The sequence below is a fragment of the Amycolatopsis orientalis genome (assembly GCF_000943515.2).
GTDB lineage: Bacteria > Actinomycetota > Actinomycetes > Mycobacteriales > Pseudonocardiaceae > Amycolatopsis > Amycolatopsis orientalis.
In genome coordinates this window covers 5,495,156-5,513,297 of sequence record NZ_CP016174.1, presented here as the reverse complement: position 1 = coordinate 5,513,297, position 18,142 = coordinate 5,495,156, and the positions used below count along the sequence as shown (strand labels likewise).

Here is an 18,142-nt window from a genome sequence, read left to right as displayed (position 1 = left end):
CGAGCACCTCCATCACCATCGGGACGCGCCGAGATCGCGGGAGACCGCCCGTGCCGCGTCGCGCACGTGCCCGAGCAGCCGCGGGATCGGGCTGCCGTCGGCTTCGCAGATCCGTTCCGTCGCGCCGGACACCCCGATCGAGCCGACCACGATGCCGCCGTGACCGCGGATCGGGGCCGCGATCCCGGCCTCGCCGGAGATCATCTCGCCGTTCTCGCTCGCCCAGCCCGCTTCCCGGACTTTGCCGCAGGCGCGTTTGATCGCGGTCTGGGTGACCAGCGTCCGGCGGGTGTAGGCCTCCGGTTCGCCGGTGCGCAACGATGCCACGAGACCCGTGTCGTAGGCCAGCAGGACTTTGCCGAGCGCGGTCGCGTGCAACGGCAGAAGGGTGCCGACGTCGAGGGTCTGCAGGCTGTCGTCGGGCCGGAACACGTGGTGCACCACCAGGACCCGGCCTTCCAGCGGGGCGCCGATCCGGACGGCTTCGCCGCTGCGCGCGGCCAGCGCGTCGGCCCAGTTGATCGCCCGCGACCGGAGTTCGTTGACGTCGAGGTAGCTCGTGCCCAGATGCAGCAGTGCCGCGCCCAGTTGGTATTTCCCGGTGTCGCGGTCCTGTTCGACAAAGCCGACCCCTTGCAGGGTGCGCAGGATCCCGTGCGCCGTTCCCTTGGCGAGTTCGAGGGAATCGGCGATCTCGCCGACCCCGAGTCGGCCGGAACCACGCGCCAGCAACCGCAGGATCGCGGCGGCGCGCTCGATGGACTGGATCGGACCGGGCACGGCCCAACCGTAGCCCGACCGGCCCTGATTCGACAATGTCGAACATCGTCTCCGGGCGTTCGACAATGCCGACCGGTGTCCGTTGACCCCGGGTTTCCCCGAACTTAACTTCGGCCTCAGCAGGGCAACGGTGTCCTTTGTGGAGGAAGCAATGGTGCGAAACCTCAAGGCTCGCGGACTCGCGGGCGAACTGGCGGCGGAGTTCGTCGGGACGATGATCCTCATCCTGTTCGGCTGCGGGGTGGTGGCTCAAGTCGTCGCCGCGGGCATCGGGGACCACGACAGCATCGCGTGGGCGTGGGGCATCGGTGTCACGCTCGGTGTCTATGTGGCTTCACGGATCAGCGGCGCCCATCTGAACCCCGCCATCACGGTGGCCTTGGCGGTGTTCAAGGGTTTTTCCTGGCGCAAGGTCGCCCCGTACGCCTTGGCGCAGACCGCCGGCGCGTTCCTCGCCGCGCTGATCGTGCGCTGGAACTACACCGAGGTGCTCAACGCCGCCGACCCCGGCCTCACGATCAAGACCCAGGGTGTCTTCTCCACCCTTCCGGGTAACGGAACCCTTCCGGTGGGTGACTGGGGCGCTTTCCGCGACCAGATCATCGGAACGGCGATCCTCGCCTTGGTGATCTTCGCCATCACCGACCTCCGCAACACCGCGCCCGCCGCGAACCTCGCCCCGGTCGTCGTCGGGTTCCTGGTCGTCGCGATCGGCATGGCCTGGGGTACCAACGCCGGTTACGCGATCAACCCCGCCCGTGACTTCGGCCCCCGGCTGATGTCCTGGCTCACCGGCTACGACACCGCGTTCACCGACCAATACGGCTATCCGTACTGGTGGATCCCGATCGTGGCCCCGGTCATCGGCGCGGTCATCGGCGGCGCGATCTACAAGTACTTCATCGAGCGCTACCTGCCCGCCGATCCCGCTCCGGAAGCCTTGCCCGCCAAGGATCTCGAGCCCGCCGCCTGAGCCGTCCGCAAAGGAGAGACACCAGATGCCTGACTACATCGGCGCCGTCGACCAGGGCACCACCAGCACCCGGTTCATGATCTTCGACCACGGTGGCAACGAGATCGCCCGCCACCAGCTCGAACACGAGCAGATCCTGCCGAAGCCGGGCTGGGTCGAACACGATCCGACCGAGATCTGGGAGCGGACCCGTTCGGTCATCGCCACCGCGCTCAACAAGGCGAACCTGACCACGGCCGACCTCGCCGCGCTCGGCATCACCAACCAGCGCGAGACCACCGTCGTGTGGAACCGCCGCACCGGCCGCCCGTACTGCAACGCCATCGTGTGGCAGGACACCCGCACCGACCGGATCGCCTCGGCGCTGGACCGGTCCGGCAAGGGCGACGTCATCCGGCGCAAGGCCGGGCTGCCGCCCGCGACGTACTTCTCCGGCGGCAAGCTGCAGTGGATTCTGGAGAACGTCGACGGCGTCCGCGAAGACGCCGAAAAGGGCGACGCGCTCTTCGGCACCACCGACACCTGGCTGATCTGGAACCTCACCGGCGGGCCCGACGGCGGCGTGCACGTGACCGACCCGACCAACGCGTCGCGCACGATGCTGATGGACCTCGAAACCCTGGCGTGGGACGACGAACTGCTGTCGTTCTTCGACATCCCCAAGCAGATGCTGCCGTCGATCGCGCCGTCCTCGAACAACGGCCGGTTCGGCGTCACCCGCGCGGACGGCCCGCTCGGCGGCGAGGTCGCCATCACCGGTGTCCTCGGGGACCAGCAGGCGGCCACCGTCGGCCAGGTGTGCTTCCGGCCCGGCGAGGCCAAGAACACCTACGGCACCGGCAATTTCCTGCTGCTCAACACCGGGCACGAGGTCGTGCGGTCGAAGCACGGCCTGTTGACGACGCTGGCCTACCAGTTCGGCGACGAGAAGCCGGTCTACGCGCTGGAAGGCTCCATCGCCGTCACCGGTTCCGCCGTGCAGTGGCTGCGCGACCAGCTGGGCATCATCAGCGGCGCCTCGCAGAGCGAGAGCCTCGCGCGTCAGGTCGAGGACAACGGTGGCGTCTACTTCGTCCCCGCGTTCTCCGGGCTTTTCGCGCCGTACTGGCGTTCGGACGCGCGCGGCGCGATCGTCGGGCTCACCCGCGCCACCACCAACGCGCATCTGGCGCGGGCGACGCTGGAAGCGATCTGCTACCAGACCCGCGACGTCGTCGAGGCCATGCAGAACGACTCGGGCGTCACGCTCGACGTGCTGCGGGTGGACGGTGGCGTGACCGCGAACGAACTCTGCATGCAGCTGCAGGCCGACATCCTCGGCGTGCCGGTGTCGAAGCCGGTCGTCGCCGAGACCACCGCGCTCGGGGCCGCCTACGCGGCCGGCCTGGCCGTCGGGTTCTGGAAGAACACCGACGAGCTGGAGCAGAACTGGAACGAGGACAAGCGCTGGACTCCGTCGTGGACGGACGAGCAGCGCGCCGAGGGCTACGCGGGCTGGCAGAAGGCCGTCGGCCGCACGCTCGACTGGGTCGAGGTCGAGTGAGCCCGATGAACAGGAGGAACAGAGTGACACCCGTACCGCTTTCCCCGGTCTACCGCGCCGAGGCGCTGCGCAAGCTCGCCCGCGAAGAGATCGACGTGCTGGTCGTGGGCGGGGGAGTGACCGGTGCCGGCGTCGCGCTCGACGCGGCGTCGCGAGGGCTCTCCGTTGCACTCGTCGAGGCCCGCGACTTCGCCGCGGGGACGTCCAGCCGGTCTTCGAAGCTGATCCACGGCGGGCTGCGTTATCTGGAGAACCTGGACTTCAAGCTGGTCCGGGAAGCGCTGAAGGAACGCGGTCTGCTGCTGCAGACGCTGGCGCCGCATCTGGTCCGCCCGGTGAAGTTCCTGGTGCCGCTCAAGCACCGCGTCTGGGAACGCGGCTACATCGGCGCGGGTGTCACGCTCTACGACACCCTCGGCGGAGCACGCGCCCTGCCTCGGCATCGGCATCTGTCCAAACGCGGCGCGGCCAAGGTCGCGCCCGGCCTCGCGGACGACGCCTTGATCGGCGCCATCCAGTACTACGACGCCCAGGTCGACGACGCCCGGCACACGATGACGATCGCGCGGACCGCCGCCGAACAGGGCGCCTCCGTCCTCACCCGTGCCCGCGTCACGTCGCTCATCCGCGACGGCGAGCGCGTCGTCGGTGCCAAGGTCGTCGACCGCGAGAGCGGTGCGGAGATCGAGGTCCGGGCGAAGACGGTCGTCGCGGCCACCGGCGTGTGGAGCGACGACATGGCCGAGGCGGCGGGCATCCCGGCGCCGTTCACCGTGCGCGCGTCGAAGGGCATCCACCTGGTGGTGCCGCGCGAGAAGATCGACCTGGACACCGGGCTGATCCTGCGCACCGAGAAGAGCGTCCTGTTCGTCATCCCGTGGGGACGGCACTGGATCGTCGGCACCACCGACACCGAATGGGACCTCGACCGCGAGCACCCGGCGGCCAGCCAGGCGGACGTCGACTACGTGCTCGATCACCTCAACGCGGTCCTGCGCACGCCGATCACCGCCGACGACATCGAAGGCGTGTACGCCGGGCTTCGGCCGCTCCTGGCCGCAAAGGCGACCTCGACGACGAAGCTGTCGCGGGAGCACGCCGTGGCGCATCCGGTGCCCGGCCTGGTGATCGTGGCGGGTGGCAAGTACACGACGTACCGGGTGATGGCCGCGGACGCGGTCGACGTCGCCGTGGAGGACCTCGGCCGCCCGGCACCGTCGTCGTGGACCGAACGCCTGCCGATCGTGGGCGCCGCGGGCTACCACGAGCTGTGGGGCGCGCGGCACTCGCTCGCCCAGCGCGCCGGGCTGCCGATCGGCCGGATCGAGCACCTGCTCCAGCGCTACGGCACCGCGGTGGAGGACATCCTGGAGTCGATCTCGGAGCGTCCCGAACTGGGCGAGCCGATCCCGGGTACGGCGGAGTACCTCAAGGCGGAGGTCGTCTACGCGGTCTCGCACGAGGGCGCGCTGCACCTGGAGGACGTCCTCACGCGCCGTACGCGGATCTCGATCGAGGAGCGGGACCGCGGCGTGACGGCGGCGCCGGTGGTGGCGGAGCTGATGGCGCCGCTGCTGGGCTGGGACTCGCACAAGCGGGAGCGTGAGGTCACCAACTACCTCGCGCGGGTCGAGGCGGAGCGCTCCGCCCAGATCCAGCCGGACGACGAAGCGGCCAACGCCAGCCGCTTGGCCGCCCCCGCGCTGCTGCCGAGCTGACCTCTGCGCCCGTCATGGGCGGCGTTTAGTCCTCTGGATGCGGTTCTTGCATACGCAACTACCGCATCCAGAGGACTGAATGCTTACTTCAGCCAGTCGAGGTAGCGGGTCGGGGCGAGGCGGGCGCCGTCCTTGGTGGTGAGGACGTCGCCGCGTACGGCGGAGAACATGCCCGCGGTCTCGTCGATCGTCACCGAACGCGTGTCTCCCTTGGCGGACAACGTGATCCGGCCCAGTTCGTCCAGCGGGTAGACGTCCGGGCCGCCGACGTCGAGGGTCCCGTTCAGCGGCTTCCCGGCCGAGACCTCGGAAACGGCGGCGGCGACGTCGGCCGCGGCGATCGGCTGGATCGGCGTGCTGGGCAGGCGGACCGTGTTCTCGTCGGCGGTCCAGGACAGGACCGCGTCGACGAACTCCATGAACTGGGTGGCGCGGACGATCGAATAGGGGATCCCGCTGCTCTTGAGGATGTCCTCCTGCAGCGTTTTGGCCCGGTAGTAGTCGAGTTCGGGGACCTGGTCGACGCCGACGATCGACAGGATCACGAAGTGCCCGGTGCTCGCCTTCTTCGCCGCGGCCACGAGGTTGTCCATCGACGTCCGGAAGAACGCGGGGGACGCCTCGTCGAAGGTCGGGGAATTCGTGAGGTTCACGACGACGTCCGCGCCGTCGAGGGCGGCGTCCAGGCCCTGGCCGGTGAGGAGGTCGACCCCGGTGGACGGCGAATGCGGCACCGCCTCGTGCCCGGCGTCGTTCAGGTTCCGCACGACCTGTGAGCCGATCAGCCCGGTCCCGCCGATGATCGCGAATTTCATGGTCCAGTGCCCTTCGTCGAGGAGTGTCCGCTAACCCGGACACCGTATGTCCGAGAATGATACTCAGACATATTGTGTCCGAGTCAAGGGGCGGGTTAGAGTCATCCGGGTGAAGATGTCCGGCGGGGTGGAGTGGGCCCTGCACTGCTGTGTCGTGCTGACCTCGGTCGACGAACCCGCGCCCGCCGCGCGTCTGGCGCAGCTGCACGACGTCTCCCCGAGCTACCTCGCGAAGCAGCTCCAGGCGCTTTCCCGCGCCGGCCTGATCCGGTCGGTGCAAGGGAAGGCGGGCGGCTACGTCCTCACCCGGCCGCCTTCGGAGATCACGGTGCTCGACGTCGTCGAGGCCATCGACGGGCCCGGTCCGGCCTTCGTCTGCACCGAGATCCGGCAACGGGGTCCGATGGCGACGCCGCCCGAAGCGTGCACAGCGCCCTGTGCCATCAGCCGCGCGATGGCAGGAGCGGAAGTCCAGTGGCGAGCGGCTCTGCGCGCGGTCTCCATCGCGGATCTGGCCGAGGACGTCCGCGGTGACTACGGTCCGGGCGCGCTCGCCGGGATCGGCGCCTGGTTCAAGGCGGCCGAAGGCTAGACCGTCGCCTTGGCCGTCGTCTTGGCCGGTCGCATCAGTGCGGTGGTCACCATGGTCGCCAGCACCAGCGCGGCCGCCGGCACGAGCGCCTGGATCAGGGAATGGCCGCGCAGGAAGACGGTGCCGAGTACGGCGATCCCGAGCGTCGTGCCCAGTTGCTGCACCGCGTTCAGCAGCCCCGCCGCCGATCCCGTCTCATGTGGACGGACGACGGACAGCGCGGTCGTGAAGAACGGCACCGTGAACAGGCCCAGCCCGAGCCCGCCGATCCCCAGCGCGAGCGGCGGCGGGCCCGCCATCGCCAGCAGGATTCCCGCGAGCAGCAGCGTCAGCCCGGCGAACGCGACCCGCGGCCCGTACCGGGGCACGAGCCACTGGCCCGCCAGCCACGACGACACGGCCAGCCCGCCCGACCACGGCAGCAGCGTGAGTCCGGACGCCAGTACGCCGAGCCCCTCATCGAGTTGCTGGTGCAGGACCACGACGAGCATCACGCCGTTCATCACCGCGAAGAACAGGGTCGAGGTCACCAGTGCCGAGGGGAATCCGCGGTGACCGAACAAACTCGGCTCCACCAAAGGATTCCGTCGCCTCCGCTGGTGGAAACCGAACACCACCAGCACGGCGGCGCCGCCGGTGAACAGGGTCCAGTCCCACCGGTCGATCAGCGGGTACACCAGCAGCCCGACGCCGAGTGAAGCGAGCAGGGTTCCCGGCACGTCCAGCCGGACAGGATTCGCGGCCCGGTCCTCCGGCAGCAGCCGTCGCGCGGCGAGGATCGCGAGCGAGATCGGCACGTTGACCAGGAACGCCGCCCGCCAGGACACCAGATCCGTCAGCAGGGCGCCGAGCAGCGGCCCGCTCACGGCGGACAAGCCCACCACGGGACCGTTCCAGCCGAGTGCCGCGGACAGTGCCGGACCGGTGTACATGGCCTTGATCAACCCGATCGTCTGCGGGATCACCAGCGCCGACGCCAGTCCCTGTACCGCTCGCGCGCCGATCAGCACGCCGGTGTCCGGCGCTAGCGCGCAGCCCAGCGACGCGAGGGCGAACACGGCGACGCCGGCCAGGAACACGCGGCGGCGGCCCAGCAGGTCGCCGAGCCTCCCGCCGGTGATCAGGAGCATCGCGAACGGGAGGGTGTACGCGGCGCCGAACCACTGGATGTCGGACGCGGCGCCGCCGAGTTCGGCGTGGATGGCCGGACCGGCGACCTGGGTGATCGTCGCGTCCAGCACGTTCATCGCCTCGGCCGCGAGCAGGGTGCCGAGCGCGGCGGCGCGGATCTTGGTTTCTTGCATGACCGAGATGGTGCAGCGAAGATGGTGATTGTTCCCTGTATCGCCCGGCGAATGGATGAAATGTTCCATGCTTGACGAAATCGACCGTGGTTTGGTCCATGCGCTGCACCTCGACGCGCGGGCTTCGTTCAGCCGGATCGGGACGGTGCTCGGTGTCTCCACGCAGACCGTCGCCCGCCGCTATCAGCGGCTTCGCGCCGACGCGGGGTTGCGCGTGGTGGGCCTGCCCGACCCCGGCCGGACGGGGCTGACCCAGTGGCTCGTGCGGCTCACCGCGCAGCCCGCCACCGCGCGGACACTCGCCCGCTCGCTGGCCAGGCGGCCGGACACGTCCTGGGTCAAGCTGACCTCGGGCGGCACGGAGATCGTCACGATCGCGCATACGCCGAAGGATTCGCCGAGTGCCATGCTGCTGCACGACATCCCGCGCACCGCGAGTGTCACGGCGGTGTCCGCGCACCTCGTGCTGCACACCTACCTCGGCGGGCCGACGGCGTGGCGCGGGCGGCTCGCCGCGCTGACCGAAGACCAGCAGGAAGCGTTGCGGCCCACGGAAATCGTCCCGGACGACGCTCCGCTGACCGCGTCGGACCGCGTCCTGATCGACGCCCTCCGCCCCGACGGCCGGCTGAGCACCGCCGACCTCGCGGCCGCGACCGGCCTCGCCCCGGCGACCGTGGCCCGCCGCCTCGCCGACCTTCGCGCGCGCGGCGTGCTCTTCTTCGACGTCGAGATCAACGCGGCCCTGTACGGCGTGACCACCCAGGCGTTCCTGTGGATGGCCGTCGCGCCCGCCGACCTCGACGAGGTCGCGACGACGCTCGCCACCCACGACGAACTGGCGGTGGTCGCCGCCACGACGGGGCCCACCAACCTGATCGCGCAGGCGCTGTGCCCGGACACCGGCGCCCTGCACCGGTACCTCACGCGCCGGCTCGGCGCGCAGCGCGCGATCCGCACGCTGCACACCGCGCCGGTGCTGGAGATCGTGAAGGCGGTCGGACCGCTCACGGCGTGAGCCGCGGCACCGATCAGGAATCGAGAAGCGCCGGAACCGCGGACCTCCCTAGCGTCAACGCCATCGGCAACGACCCAGGAGGTTCCACCGCTGGACGGCGCGGCAGGCGCGTGGCGGCGGGGGAGTGATCTACCGGTGGCCGGGTGGCGTGTCAAGCCTTAGTTCACGGCAAAAATTAACGGTCGGCGGACCTGTCCGAAACTCTTGACTGCACGTCCGCCGCCGGTGAGGATCGGCCGGTCCCCGCCTCCCGCAGAATGGACCAGACCATGGCAAGACGTTCTCGCGCGCGCCGAAGTCCGCTCGTCGCCCTGATGAGCCTCGCCCTCCTCGGTGGCGCCGTCGCGGCCGCGCCGTCGGTGGGCGCGGCCGAGCAGCCCGTGATCGGGAAGCCCGCCCTCGACCGGGACGGCTGCGCCCGGATCGAGAAGAGCCTCCCGGCGCTCGCCGACTGGCCGAAGGTCGAGAGCCGGTTCAAGGGCAAGGCCGGCGACGAGCAGCGGATCGCCCAGCTCCTCAAGGGAATGACCCTCGAGGAGAAGGTCGGGCAGATGACGCAGCCCGAGATCGCGGCCATCACCCCGGACGAGGTCCGCCAGTACTCCATCGGCTCGGTCCTCAACGGCGGCGGCTCGTGGCCGAACCAGGACAAGCACGCCTCGCAGCAGGATTGGCTGAAGCTCGCCGACGCCTACTGGGACGCCGCCAAGAGCAGCCGGACGCGGACACCGGTGATCTGGGGCATCGACGCCGTGCACGGCAACAACAACGTCTACGGCGCCACCGTCTTCCCGCACAACATCGGCCTCGGCGCGGCGCACGACCCGTGCCTGGTGCGCGACATCTCCGCGGCGACGGCCCGGCAGATCCGCGCCACCGGCCAGGACTGGGCGTTCGCGCCGACGCTGGCGGTCGTGCGGGACGACCGCTGGGGCCGCACCTACGAAGGGTTCTCCGAGGATCCGCGGATCACCCGGGCCTACGGCTACGAGGCGATCAACGGCCTGCAGGACGGTTCGACCAAGCGCATCGGCTACAACGGCGTGATCGGCACGGCCAAGCACTTCATCGGTGACGGCGGCACCCTCAAGGGACAGGACCAAGGCGTCAACCCGGCCTCCGAGGCCGAGATGATCAACGTGCACGGCCAGGGCTACTACGGCGCGCTCGCGGCGGGTTCCCAGACCGTGATGGTGTCGTTCAACAGCTGGACCAACGCCGACCTCGGGATCACCGAGGGCAAGCTGCACGGCAGTGACAAGGCGCTGAACCAGATCCTCAAGGGCAAGATGGGCTTCGACGGCCTCGTCGTGTCCGACTGGAACGGCATCGGACAGGTGCCCGGCTGCACCAACTCCTCGTGCCCGCAGGCGATCAACGCGGGCATCGACATCGTGATGGTGCCGAACGACTGGAAGGCGTTCATCACCAACACCGTCGCGCAGGTGAACGGCGGGCAGATCCCGGTCTCGCGGATCGACGACGCGGTGACCCGCATCCTGCGCGTCAAGCTGCGCGCCGGGCTGTACGAAGCGCAGAAGCCGTCGGATCGTTCCTACGCGAACTCCGACGAAGCGCTGACGGAGAAGTGGCTCGCGCGCGACGCGGTCCGCTCGTCGCAGACGCTGTTGAAGAACAACGGCGAGGTGCTGCCGCTGAAACCGAAGTCGAAGGTGCTGGTGGTCGGCAAGAGCGCGGACAGCGTCCAGAACCAGACCGGCGGCTGGACGCTGAGCTGGCAGGGGACCGGCAACACCAACGCCGACTTCCCGAACGCCACGTCGATCCTCGCCGGGCTCAAGCAGCAGCTCGGCGATGTCAACGTCACCTTCGACGAGAAGGGCGACACCGACCCGAAGGGCTACGACGCCGTCATCGCCGTCATCGGTGAGACCCCGTACGCGGAAGGCGTCGGCGACCTGACCCGCAAGACGCTCGAAGCCTCGAAGCTCTACCCCGAGGACCTGGCCGTACTGGACAAGGTCCACGGGAAGGGCACTCCCGTCGTCACGGTCTACGTGGGCGGCCGGCCGCTGTACATGAACAAGGAGATCAACCGCTCGGACGCGTTCGTGGCGGCCTGGCTCCCCGGCACCGAAGGCGGCGGCGTCGCCGACGTGCTCGTCAAGGGCGGCTTCAAGGGCACCCTGCCGTACTCATGGCCGAAGAGCGCCTGCCAGACGCCGCTGAACGCGGGCGCGGCCGAGTACGACCCGCTGTTCAAACTCGGCTACGGCCTGAAGACCGGGCAGGGTGTCACGGTCGGGCAGCTGGACGAGACGACCGGGCCGGTGTCGTGCGGCTCGACCGGTGGCGGCGGGACCGCGACCGAGGATCTCGAACTGTTCAACCGGACGGATGTCGCGCCGTACAAGGGTTTCATCGGCTCCGCGCAGAACTGGGGCGGCACCGAGATCGGCCCGGACGGCGTCGCTTCGCACGCCGAGATCTCCGTCGTCCAGTCCGATGTGAACGTCCAGCAGGACGGGCTCAAGTCGACCTGGACCGGCACCGGGCCGGCGCAGCTCTACTTCCAGAACCCGGCGGGCACCAACGATCTGCGCGGTTACCTCAACGCCGACGCGGCGCTGGAGTTCGACACCATCGTGCATCAGGCGCCCGCCAACCGGACGGTGATCAGCATGCACTGCGTCTACCCGTGCTTCTCCGAGGTGAATGCCACCAAGCTGTTCACCGACCTGGCGGGCGCGCCGAAGTCGACGGTGAAGATCCCGGTGTCGTGCTTCGCCAACGGGCTGGATCTGGAGAACGTCAACACGCCGTTCCTGGTGTACACGGACGGGCAGTTCTCCGCTTCGTTCGCGAACGTGCGGTGGGTGCCGAAGGGGGCACAAGATCCCGACGCCCGGCCCTGCTCAAGTTTGAGCTGACCAGTCCCACTTCGGTCTCGTGAGTGGTAAGTGTCGTTAGAACGACACTTACCACTCACGACCAGGCCTGACTTCGCAAGTAGTCGACTACTTGCGAAGCCAGGCACTGAGCCTTTTGATCCGTGGTGGGGGCTCGAGGCTGAAGGGGCCGTTACCCGCATCGCATGCAGGGAAAGCGCCCTTCGCCGCGTGAGATGAGGGGAAAGGCCCCTTCAGCCACGCCCCCCGCTCCCTCGGTATCCCAGGACGAACCGGCGCAATGAAAGGTCCTTTCCTTGCAAAATTTGCGAGGAAAGGACCTTTCATTGCGCCACTCACGAGGTCGGGAGGGCCGTTAGTCGACTGAACGCGGCCACTCCCGAGGTCGGGAGGGGCTCAGGAAGGGCGGTTCATGTCGGGGATCTCGATGTTCACCGGCCTGCCCCCCGAGAGCCACAGCCGGATGTACTGCCGGATCGCCTCGTCCAGCACCCAGGCGACCGGGGGCACCAGCGGCAGCGGGATGAGCTTCTCGTGGAACGCCACCAGCGCCGGGAACGCGGTGCCGATCAGCGGATCCCAGACCGGCTCCCGCGGGATGCCGTTCCACTCGGAGACCCGGTCGCCGACGATGTACCGCGCCAGCGCGTTGACCATCGGCCGGTCGGTGCCGCCCGGGCTGGTCTGCTCGGCGAGCATGTCGAGGAGGATGTCGGTGAGTTCGACGCCTTCGCGCGTCGGTCCCATCGCCGGATCCAATACCTGCGTGGACTGCGCGTAGGCCGCGTTCCACGTCGCGGGCAGGTACTCGTCGCTGATCCCGAGCATATGGCCGGTCACCTGCCAGCTGTGCAGGTAGGCGGCGGAATGCGCGGCGGAGACACGGACTCGCCAGTCGGTCAGCTTGCGCATGGTGTAGGTCGGCAGGGTGTGCCAGGTGACCAGCATGTCGTTCTGGCTGATCGGGATACCCTGCTGCCAGTGGGGAGACTGCGGCAGCAGATGCCGGACGGCGGCGTGCACCAGCCGGGTCTTCACCGCCGAGACGATCATCTGGCCGTCGGGCCGGTAGGCGTTGAGCGAACCGACGTCGTAGCCGAGTTTGGCCGTCTTCGCGACGCGGTCCTTCATGTCCGCGCCGCCCTTGGAGTAGTAGACCGCCCTGGCCTCGTTCGGGATGGCGGTGCTCAGCATCCCGCCGCCGAGCCCGTTCAGCAGGTTGACGAACCGCCCGCTGACCTTCATGAAGTCGGCCGCCTGGTCCAATTTGGACTGATCGGCCCACGACGGCAGCCGCCGCGCGTGCTCGACGAACTCCCGCAGATCCGGCGGTAGCCCGGACGGCGTCGGCTGGTCGTTCCTGGTCCAGGTCCGCAGCGCCTCGTTGACCGCCGCGACCTGTCCCCGGTCGAGGACCGCGGCGACCACCGGATCGGCCTCGGCGTCCCACACCCACTTCGGATCGGTGCCCGCCCCCGTCCCGGCCACCGAACCGCTCGGACTCCACGCCCAGGCGGGCCGGGCCATCCCCATGGCCCCCAAGAGGGTCGCTCCGCCACTGACGATCAGCATCTTGCGTCGATTGAGTTCGGTCATGCGCCAGTACTCCTCCTTGAGTCCCGGACCTGCGGGTTGGTACTGTGATACAAGTAGTGCAACCGCGTATCTCAAGGAGAGCACAATCATCGCGAAGACGCCAGACCCGGATTCGTTGCTGGAGCGCGCCCTCGCCGACGCGCTCGAACGCGCCGAGGAAGGCGACGAGATCGCGCTTCGGCTACTCGACGCCGCCTACGAGCAGTTCTGCCGGATGGGGATCCGCCGGTCCACGATGGAGGACGTCGCCCGCCGCGCCGGCGTCTCCCGGATCACCGCCTACCGCCGGTTCGCCACCAAGGACGCCTTGGTCGAACAGGTCGTCCGCCGCGAGTTCCGGCGCTATTTCGACCAGTTCCTGCTCGACATCCAGCACGCCGAAACCGCCGCGGACCGGGTCGTGCTCGGGTTCGCCAGCGCGTTGCGGGCGATCCGGCACAACCCGTTGATCGGCGGCCTCATGACGGTCGAGCCCGACGTGCTCGTCCCGTCGATGGTCAGCGACGGCGGGAACACGCTGGCGACGGTGCGGCGGTTCGTCGCGGGCCAGCTCCGCCGCGAGCAGCACGCGGGCAACGTCTCGGCGGACGTCGACGTCGAACTCGTCGCCGAACTGATGACCCGGGTCTGCTCCTCGTTCCTGATCACGCCGAGTCAGGTCGTCGATCTCGACGACGACGAGCAGGTCCGCGAGGTGGCTAGGCGGTTCCTCGTCCCGATGCTGCGGCCGCGACCAGACCGCTGATCAGTAGATCCAGCGCCCTGGCGAAGTCCCGCTCGGGATCGGCCGCCGCCAACGAGGGCAGCGCGCGGCTGAAGTGGGGGAGGACGGCCGGGTCGACCCGCCGGAGGTAGGGGTCCATCTGCTCCTGTTCGGCTTCACCGCGGCGTACCGTCGTGAAGCCGACGGTCGTGAGCAGCAACGAGCCGAAGACGAGGCTGTTCAGCGCGCCCAGCGTCTCGCGGATCCCGTCGCCCTCGAAGCCGGCTTCGTAGAGCGCGCCGACGAGATCGTCGATCGGCAGCAAGGCCTGCAACGAGTTGGGATTGGCCTCGTCGGTGGCCAAGGCCATCGGCACCACCGGATGCTCGGCGAGTACGCGATAGATGTTGAGCACGGTGACCCGCACCCGCTCCGGCCAGGGCGACGCCGGATCCGCGCGCTCGATGCGGCTGTAAACGCGCTCCGCGATGCCGTCGAGGATGTCGGTCTTGTTCTGGACGTGGTTGTACAGGGCCATCGCCTCGACGCCGAGCGTCTTGGCGAGCTTGCGCATCGAGAGTCCCTTGAGGCCCTCCTCGGCGGCCAGTGCGAGCGCCGCGTCCAGAACCTTCTCCCGGTTCAACGGCTCTCTCCGCGTCATCTCACGTCCTCCGCTTGACAGGTTTACGGTGTATCTATCATATTTACAGCGTACATTTACACTGTAAATACGGGGGTGTCGTGAACGACGTGATCATCGTGGGCGGGGGACCGGTCGGCCTGCTGCTGGCGGGCGAACTCCGCCTGGCCGGGGCCGATCCGCTCGTCCTGGAAGCGGCCGACGGTTCCCTCCGCCGGAACCGGAGTTACGGAGTGCGCGGACTCAACGGCCGCACCTCGCAATCGCTGCGGCTGCGAGGACTGACCGAGGCGTTCGCGGCGGCGCAGGCCGAGATGTTCCAAGTCGCCCAGGGGATCTCGCGCCAGATGAAAGGCAACCGTGCCAGGGGGCACTTCGCCGGCCTGCCGCTGGTCGAGGACGAGGTCCCGCCGGGTGCGGCCGGTGGATTCATCCTCAAACAGCATGTGCTGGAAGGGATCCTCGCCGAGTGGGTGACGGGGCTCGGCGTCCGGGTCCGCCAGGGCAGCGAGGTCGTCGACGTCGTACAAGAGGAGTCGTCGGTCCGCGCCGTGCTCGCCGACGGCCGGTCCGAGCGGGCCGCCTACCTGGTGGGCTGCGACGGCGGCCGCAGCGTCGTGCGGAAACGGTCCGGGATCGCGTTCCCCGGTACGGACGCGACGATGACCGGCCGGATCGCCCGGGCCGAACTCGCCGACCCCGGCGCGGTGAAGTCGTCCATGCACGGTCCGGGCGGGATGCTGAACCTGTCCCTGATCCCGGGTGAGATCGCCACCATGGAGTTCGACGGCGGACCGGGGGACCGGGACGCGCCACTGACGCTGGAGGAGATGCGGGCGAGCATCAGCCGCGTCAGCGGGGTCGACGTGCGAGTCGCCAGGCTGGACGGCGGAATCCGCTTCAGCGACAACACGCGGCAGGCCGCCACCTACCGGCAGGGACGCGTGCTCCTGGCCGGCGACGCCGCCCACGTGCACTCGCCGGTCGGCGGGCAGGGACTGAACCTCGGCCTCCAGGACGCGATGAACCTCGGCTGGAAACTGGGCCTGGTGGTGCGGGGCGCGGCACCGGAGTCCTTATTGGACACTTACACCACCGAGCGGCACCCGGTCGGGGCACGCGTGCTGCGCAACACGCGTGCCCAGGTCGCGCTGATGCGTCCCGGTCCGCAGGTCGCGGCGCTCCGGGAGGTGCTGGCGGAGACGCTGGAGCTCCCGGCGGCCAAGCGGCATTTCATCGCGATGGGGAACGGGACCGAAATCGACTACGCGCCGGACGCCGAGCATCCGCTGGTCGGCCGGTTCGCCCCGGTACCGCTGGTGTCCGAGGACGGTCACTCGTTGCTGGTGACCGGCTCCGAGGTGATCAGGAAGACGGCGAACGGGCACGACCGGATCCAAATCGTCGAGACGCGCACCGGCCCGGACTTCCTGGCGAGGCCGGACGGGTACGTCGCGTGGGCCACCTCGGACGGCGACACCGCCGGGCTGACCGAAGCTCTCGCGGAGCTCGGGGTCTCGTGAGTGGTGATGACGGTTCTAACCGTCATCACCACTCACGAGACAGGGCGGGAGACCAGGTCAGCCGCGGGTCCGTCTGGACGAAGCTGCCCAGCAGCTGATCGATCTGGGTCAGCACGTCGAGGTCCAGCGCCACCCCGGACGCCTTCGCGTTCTCGGTCACCTGCGCGGCGCTGCTCGCCCCGGTCACCACCGAGGCGACGGTGTTGTGCTGGAGCGTCCACGCGAGTGCCAGCTGGGCCATGGTCAGCCCGGCCTCGTCGGCGACGCCGCGCAGCATGCCGACGCGGTCGAGGAGATCCGGCAGGAGCAGCGGCCGGGCCTCGACCGCCTTCGCGGCGCGCGAGTCCGGGGGGATCTCACCGCCCCGGTATTTGCCGGTCAGCACCCCCTGGGCGAGGGACACCGAGGCGAACTGACCGATGCCCGCGCGTTCGCACACCGGCATCACCTGTGCCTCGGCGACCCGCCAGAGCATGGAGTAGTGCGGCTGGTTGGCGATGAGCGGGACACCGAGCCGGTCGGCGATCGGCTTGGCCTCCAGCAACTGTTCGGCCGTCCATTCCGCGGTGCCCGCGTAGAGGACCTTCCCCTGCCGCACCAGATCCGACAGCGCGAGGAAGGTCTCCTCCAGCGGGGTGCGGTAGTCGAACCGAAGTAGTTGGTAGACGTCGACGTAGTCGGTGCGCAGGCGCCGGAGCGAACCGTGCAGCGACGTCGTCAGGTGCTTGCGGCTGAGACCGGCGTCGTTGACCCCCGGCCCTTCCGGCCAGAACACCCCGGTGCACAGCACGAGATCGTCGCGGCGCGCGGAGGTCAGGGCGGCCGCGAGGTTCTCTTCGGCGTCGCCGCCGTCCCAGGCAGCGGCGGTGTGGAACGTCGTGATGCCCGCGTCGAGCGCGGCCTGGACGCACTCCGCGCCGTCGCGATGCGTGAGCCAGTTGCCGTAGGAGAGTTCGCTGACGGACAGCCCGCTCGCGCCGAGCCTGCGGTATTCCATGCTCACCTCTTCCGCGCGCCGGTTTCGAGGATGGTGCGGTCGATCCATTCGTCGAGCCCCGCCGCCTTGCGCGCGTAGGTCTCCCGCACCGATTCGTGCGGCAGGATCAGGAACTCCTCCGACGCCAGCCCGTGCACGACGGACTCCGCCACGTCTTCCGGCTCCAGCAACGGCGCCGCGGCGGCGATCGCGAGCGCGGCGGGGTGCCCGGCCGCGATCCCCGGCTCCAGCAACGCGGTGCGCACCCCGAGCGGGCACAGCGCGCTGACCCGCACGCCGCGCGGCCGGTAGGTGATGGCCAGCCATTCGGCGAGCCCGACGGCCGCGTGCTTGGTCACCGAGTACGGCGCGTCGCCGGGTGTGCCGAGCAGACCCGCTCCCGAAGCCGTGATCAGGAGATAGCCGTGGCCCCGGCTCAGCATCGCGGGGAGCGCGACCTGGGCGGCGTGCACATGCTGCATGACGTTGATCGCCCACGACCGGGTCCACTGCTCGTCGGCGGCGTGCACACCCGTCCCGAACGCGGCGCCGGCGTTGGAGCAGAACAGGTCCACCGGGCCGAACGCCGTACGCGCTTCGGTCACCAGCATCTTCAAGTCCTCTTTGGACGAAGCGTCGGCGTGGCGCGCGATCGCGGCACCACCCGAGGCCGTGATCCCGGCGACGACCTCCTCCGCCGCATCGAGATCGAGGTCGGAGACCACCACTCCGGCGGCGCCCTCGGCGGCGAACCGGCGGGCCATGGCGGCGCCGATACCGTGTGCCGCGCCGGTCAGCACGACGACTCGTCCTGTCACTTCCACATGCGCTCCATGGTTATCGATACTACTTTCGATGACAATTCTTCTGTTTTGTTACGCCGGTGAGCGACGCCCTGTCGAAATCTGGAATGAAGGTGATAAAAGTGCAGGTCAGGGGCCTGTTCTGAACGTGTCGACATATTTGTTTCCGGCGCCGGACTTTAGCACGCGTTCCCTTGTTTTCCGAGTTTTCGGACTGGAGTATTGCGCTCTCTGCGGCAAGTAGGTTATTTCTTGGGAATCCCGCTGAGGATCACCGAACCCGGCGAG

At 69.1% G+C, this 18,142-nt stretch carries 15 protein-coding genes; 8 read left to right on the top strand and 7 right to left on the bottom strand.

Annotation, left to right across the window (positions count from 1 at the left end):
- Positions 1-12: 12 nt before the first annotated feature.
- The gene (locus SD37_RS24065; RefSeq protein ID WP_037310208.1) at positions 13-780 is read right to left on the bottom strand and encodes an IclR family transcriptional regulator; all 768 of its coding nucleotides are present in this window, start codon (positions 778-780) and stop codon (positions 13-15) included.
- Positions 781-931: 151 nt separating this feature from the next.
- On the opposite strand from SD37_RS24065, the gene SD37_RS24060 reads away from it, so the two are divergent.
- The 3 genes from SD37_RS24060 to glpD are packed head-to-tail and all read left to right on the top strand — an operon-like array spanning position 932 to position 5,014.
- Positions 932-1,753 (top strand): MIP/aquaporin family protein, encoded by an 822-nt coding sequence (locus SD37_RS24060; RefSeq protein ID WP_044854787.1) that lies wholly within the window; start codon positions 932-934, stop codon positions 1,751-1,753.
- Between the two features lie 25 nt (positions 1,754-1,778).
- Positions 1,779-3,296, top strand: a complete 1,518-nt coding sequence (gene glpK / locus SD37_RS24055; protein ID WP_037309812.1) for a glycerol kinase GlpK — start codon at positions 1,779-1,781, stop codon at positions 3,294-3,296.
- A gap of 5 nt (positions 3,297-3,301) precedes the next feature.
- Positions 3,302-5,014, top strand: a complete 1,713-nt coding sequence (glpD, locus tag SD37_RS24050) for a glycerol-3-phosphate dehydrogenase (RefSeq protein ID WP_044854788.1) — start codon at positions 3,302-3,304, stop codon at positions 5,012-5,014.
- Positions 5,015-5,097: 83 nt separating this feature from the next.
- Here the strand turns inward: glpD and SD37_RS24045 are convergent, their stop codons facing one another.
- Positions 5,098-5,829 (bottom strand): SDR family oxidoreductase, encoded by a 732-nt coding sequence (locus SD37_RS24045; RefSeq protein ID WP_044854789.1) that lies wholly within the window; start codon positions 5,827-5,829, stop codon positions 5,098-5,100.
- A 115-nt stretch (positions 5,830-5,944) separates the two neighbouring features.
- Between SD37_RS24045 and SD37_RS24040 the strand changes: the two genes are divergently transcribed.
- The gene (locus SD37_RS24040; RefSeq protein WP_044855029.1) at positions 5,945-6,421 is read left to right on the top strand and encodes an RrF2 family transcriptional regulator; all 477 of its coding nucleotides are present in this window, start codon (positions 5,945-5,947) and stop codon (positions 6,419-6,421) included.
- On the opposite strand, the gene SD37_RS24035 is transcribed toward SD37_RS24040, so the two are convergent.
- Positions 6,418-7,725: an MFS transporter gene (locus tag SD37_RS24035; protein ID WP_044854790.1), complete on the bottom strand. Its 1,308-nt coding sequence runs from the start codon at positions 7,723-7,725 to the stop codon at positions 6,418-6,420. The genes SD37_RS24040 and SD37_RS24035 overlap by 4 nt on opposite strands.
- A 67-nt stretch (positions 7,726-7,792) precedes the next feature.
- On the opposite strand from SD37_RS24035, the gene SD37_RS24030 reads away from it, so the two are divergent.
- Both SD37_RS24030 and SD37_RS24025 read left to right on the top strand, forming a co-directional pair.
- Entirely contained in the window at positions 7,793-8,743 is a 951-nt protein-coding gene (locus tag SD37_RS24030; RefSeq protein ID WP_083255067.1) for an Lrp/AsnC family transcriptional regulator, read from the top strand.
- Positions 8,744-9,057: 314 nt separating this feature from the next.
- Positions 9,058-11,634 carry a glycoside hydrolase family 3 protein gene (locus tag SD37_RS24025; protein WP_044854792.1) on the top strand — a complete coding sequence of 859 codons (2,577 nt, stop codon included), beginning with the start codon at positions 9,058-9,060 and terminating at the stop codon, positions 11,632-11,634.
- A gap of 375 nt (positions 11,635-12,009) precedes the next feature.
- Here the strand turns inward: SD37_RS24025 and SD37_RS24020 are convergent, their stop codons facing one another.
- Positions 12,010-13,209, bottom strand: coding sequence for an oxygenase MpaB family protein (locus SD37_RS24020; RefSeq protein ID WP_044854793.1), 1,200 nt, complete (start codon positions 13,207-13,209; stop codon positions 12,010-12,012).
- A gap of 115 nt (positions 13,210-13,324) precedes the next feature.
- Here SD37_RS24020 and SD37_RS24015 point away from each other — a divergent pair, with 115 nt between their 5' ends.
- Entirely contained in the window at positions 13,325-13,954 is a 630-nt protein-coding gene (locus SD37_RS24015) for a TetR/AcrR family transcriptional regulator (RefSeq protein WP_145926715.1), read from the top strand.
- Here the strand turns inward: SD37_RS24015 and SD37_RS24010 are convergent.
- On the bottom strand, positions 13,908-14,573 hold the full coding sequence (locus tag SD37_RS24010) for a TetR family transcriptional regulator (RefSeq protein WP_044854794.1): 666 nt from the start codon (positions 14,571-14,573) through the stop codon (positions 13,908-13,910). The two genes, SD37_RS24015 and SD37_RS24010, sit on opposite strands and share 47 nt — an antisense overlap.
- Positions 14,574-14,653: 80 nt before the next feature.
- Between SD37_RS24010 and SD37_RS24005 the strand changes: the two genes are divergently transcribed.
- Positions 14,654-16,075 (top strand): FAD-dependent monooxygenase, encoded by a 1,422-nt coding sequence (locus SD37_RS24005; protein WP_052675074.1) that lies wholly within the window; start codon positions 14,654-14,656, stop codon positions 16,073-16,075.
- A 25-nt stretch (positions 16,076-16,100) separates the two neighbouring features.
- Here the strand turns inward: SD37_RS24005 and SD37_RS24000 are convergent, their stop codons facing one another.
- Both SD37_RS24000 and SD37_RS23995 read right to left on the bottom strand, forming a co-directional pair.
- Positions 16,101-17,072: an aldo/keto reductase gene (locus SD37_RS24000; protein ID WP_044854795.1), complete on the bottom strand. Its 972-nt coding sequence runs from the start codon at positions 17,070-17,072 to the stop codon at positions 16,101-16,103.
- A 2-nt stretch (positions 17,073-17,074) separates the two neighbouring features.
- Complete coding sequence (locus SD37_RS23995) at positions 17,075-17,875, bottom strand: SDR family oxidoreductase (RefSeq protein ID WP_044854796.1); 801 nt, start codon at positions 17,873-17,875, stop codon at positions 17,075-17,077.
- Between the last annotated feature and the right edge of the window lie 267 nt (positions 17,876-18,142).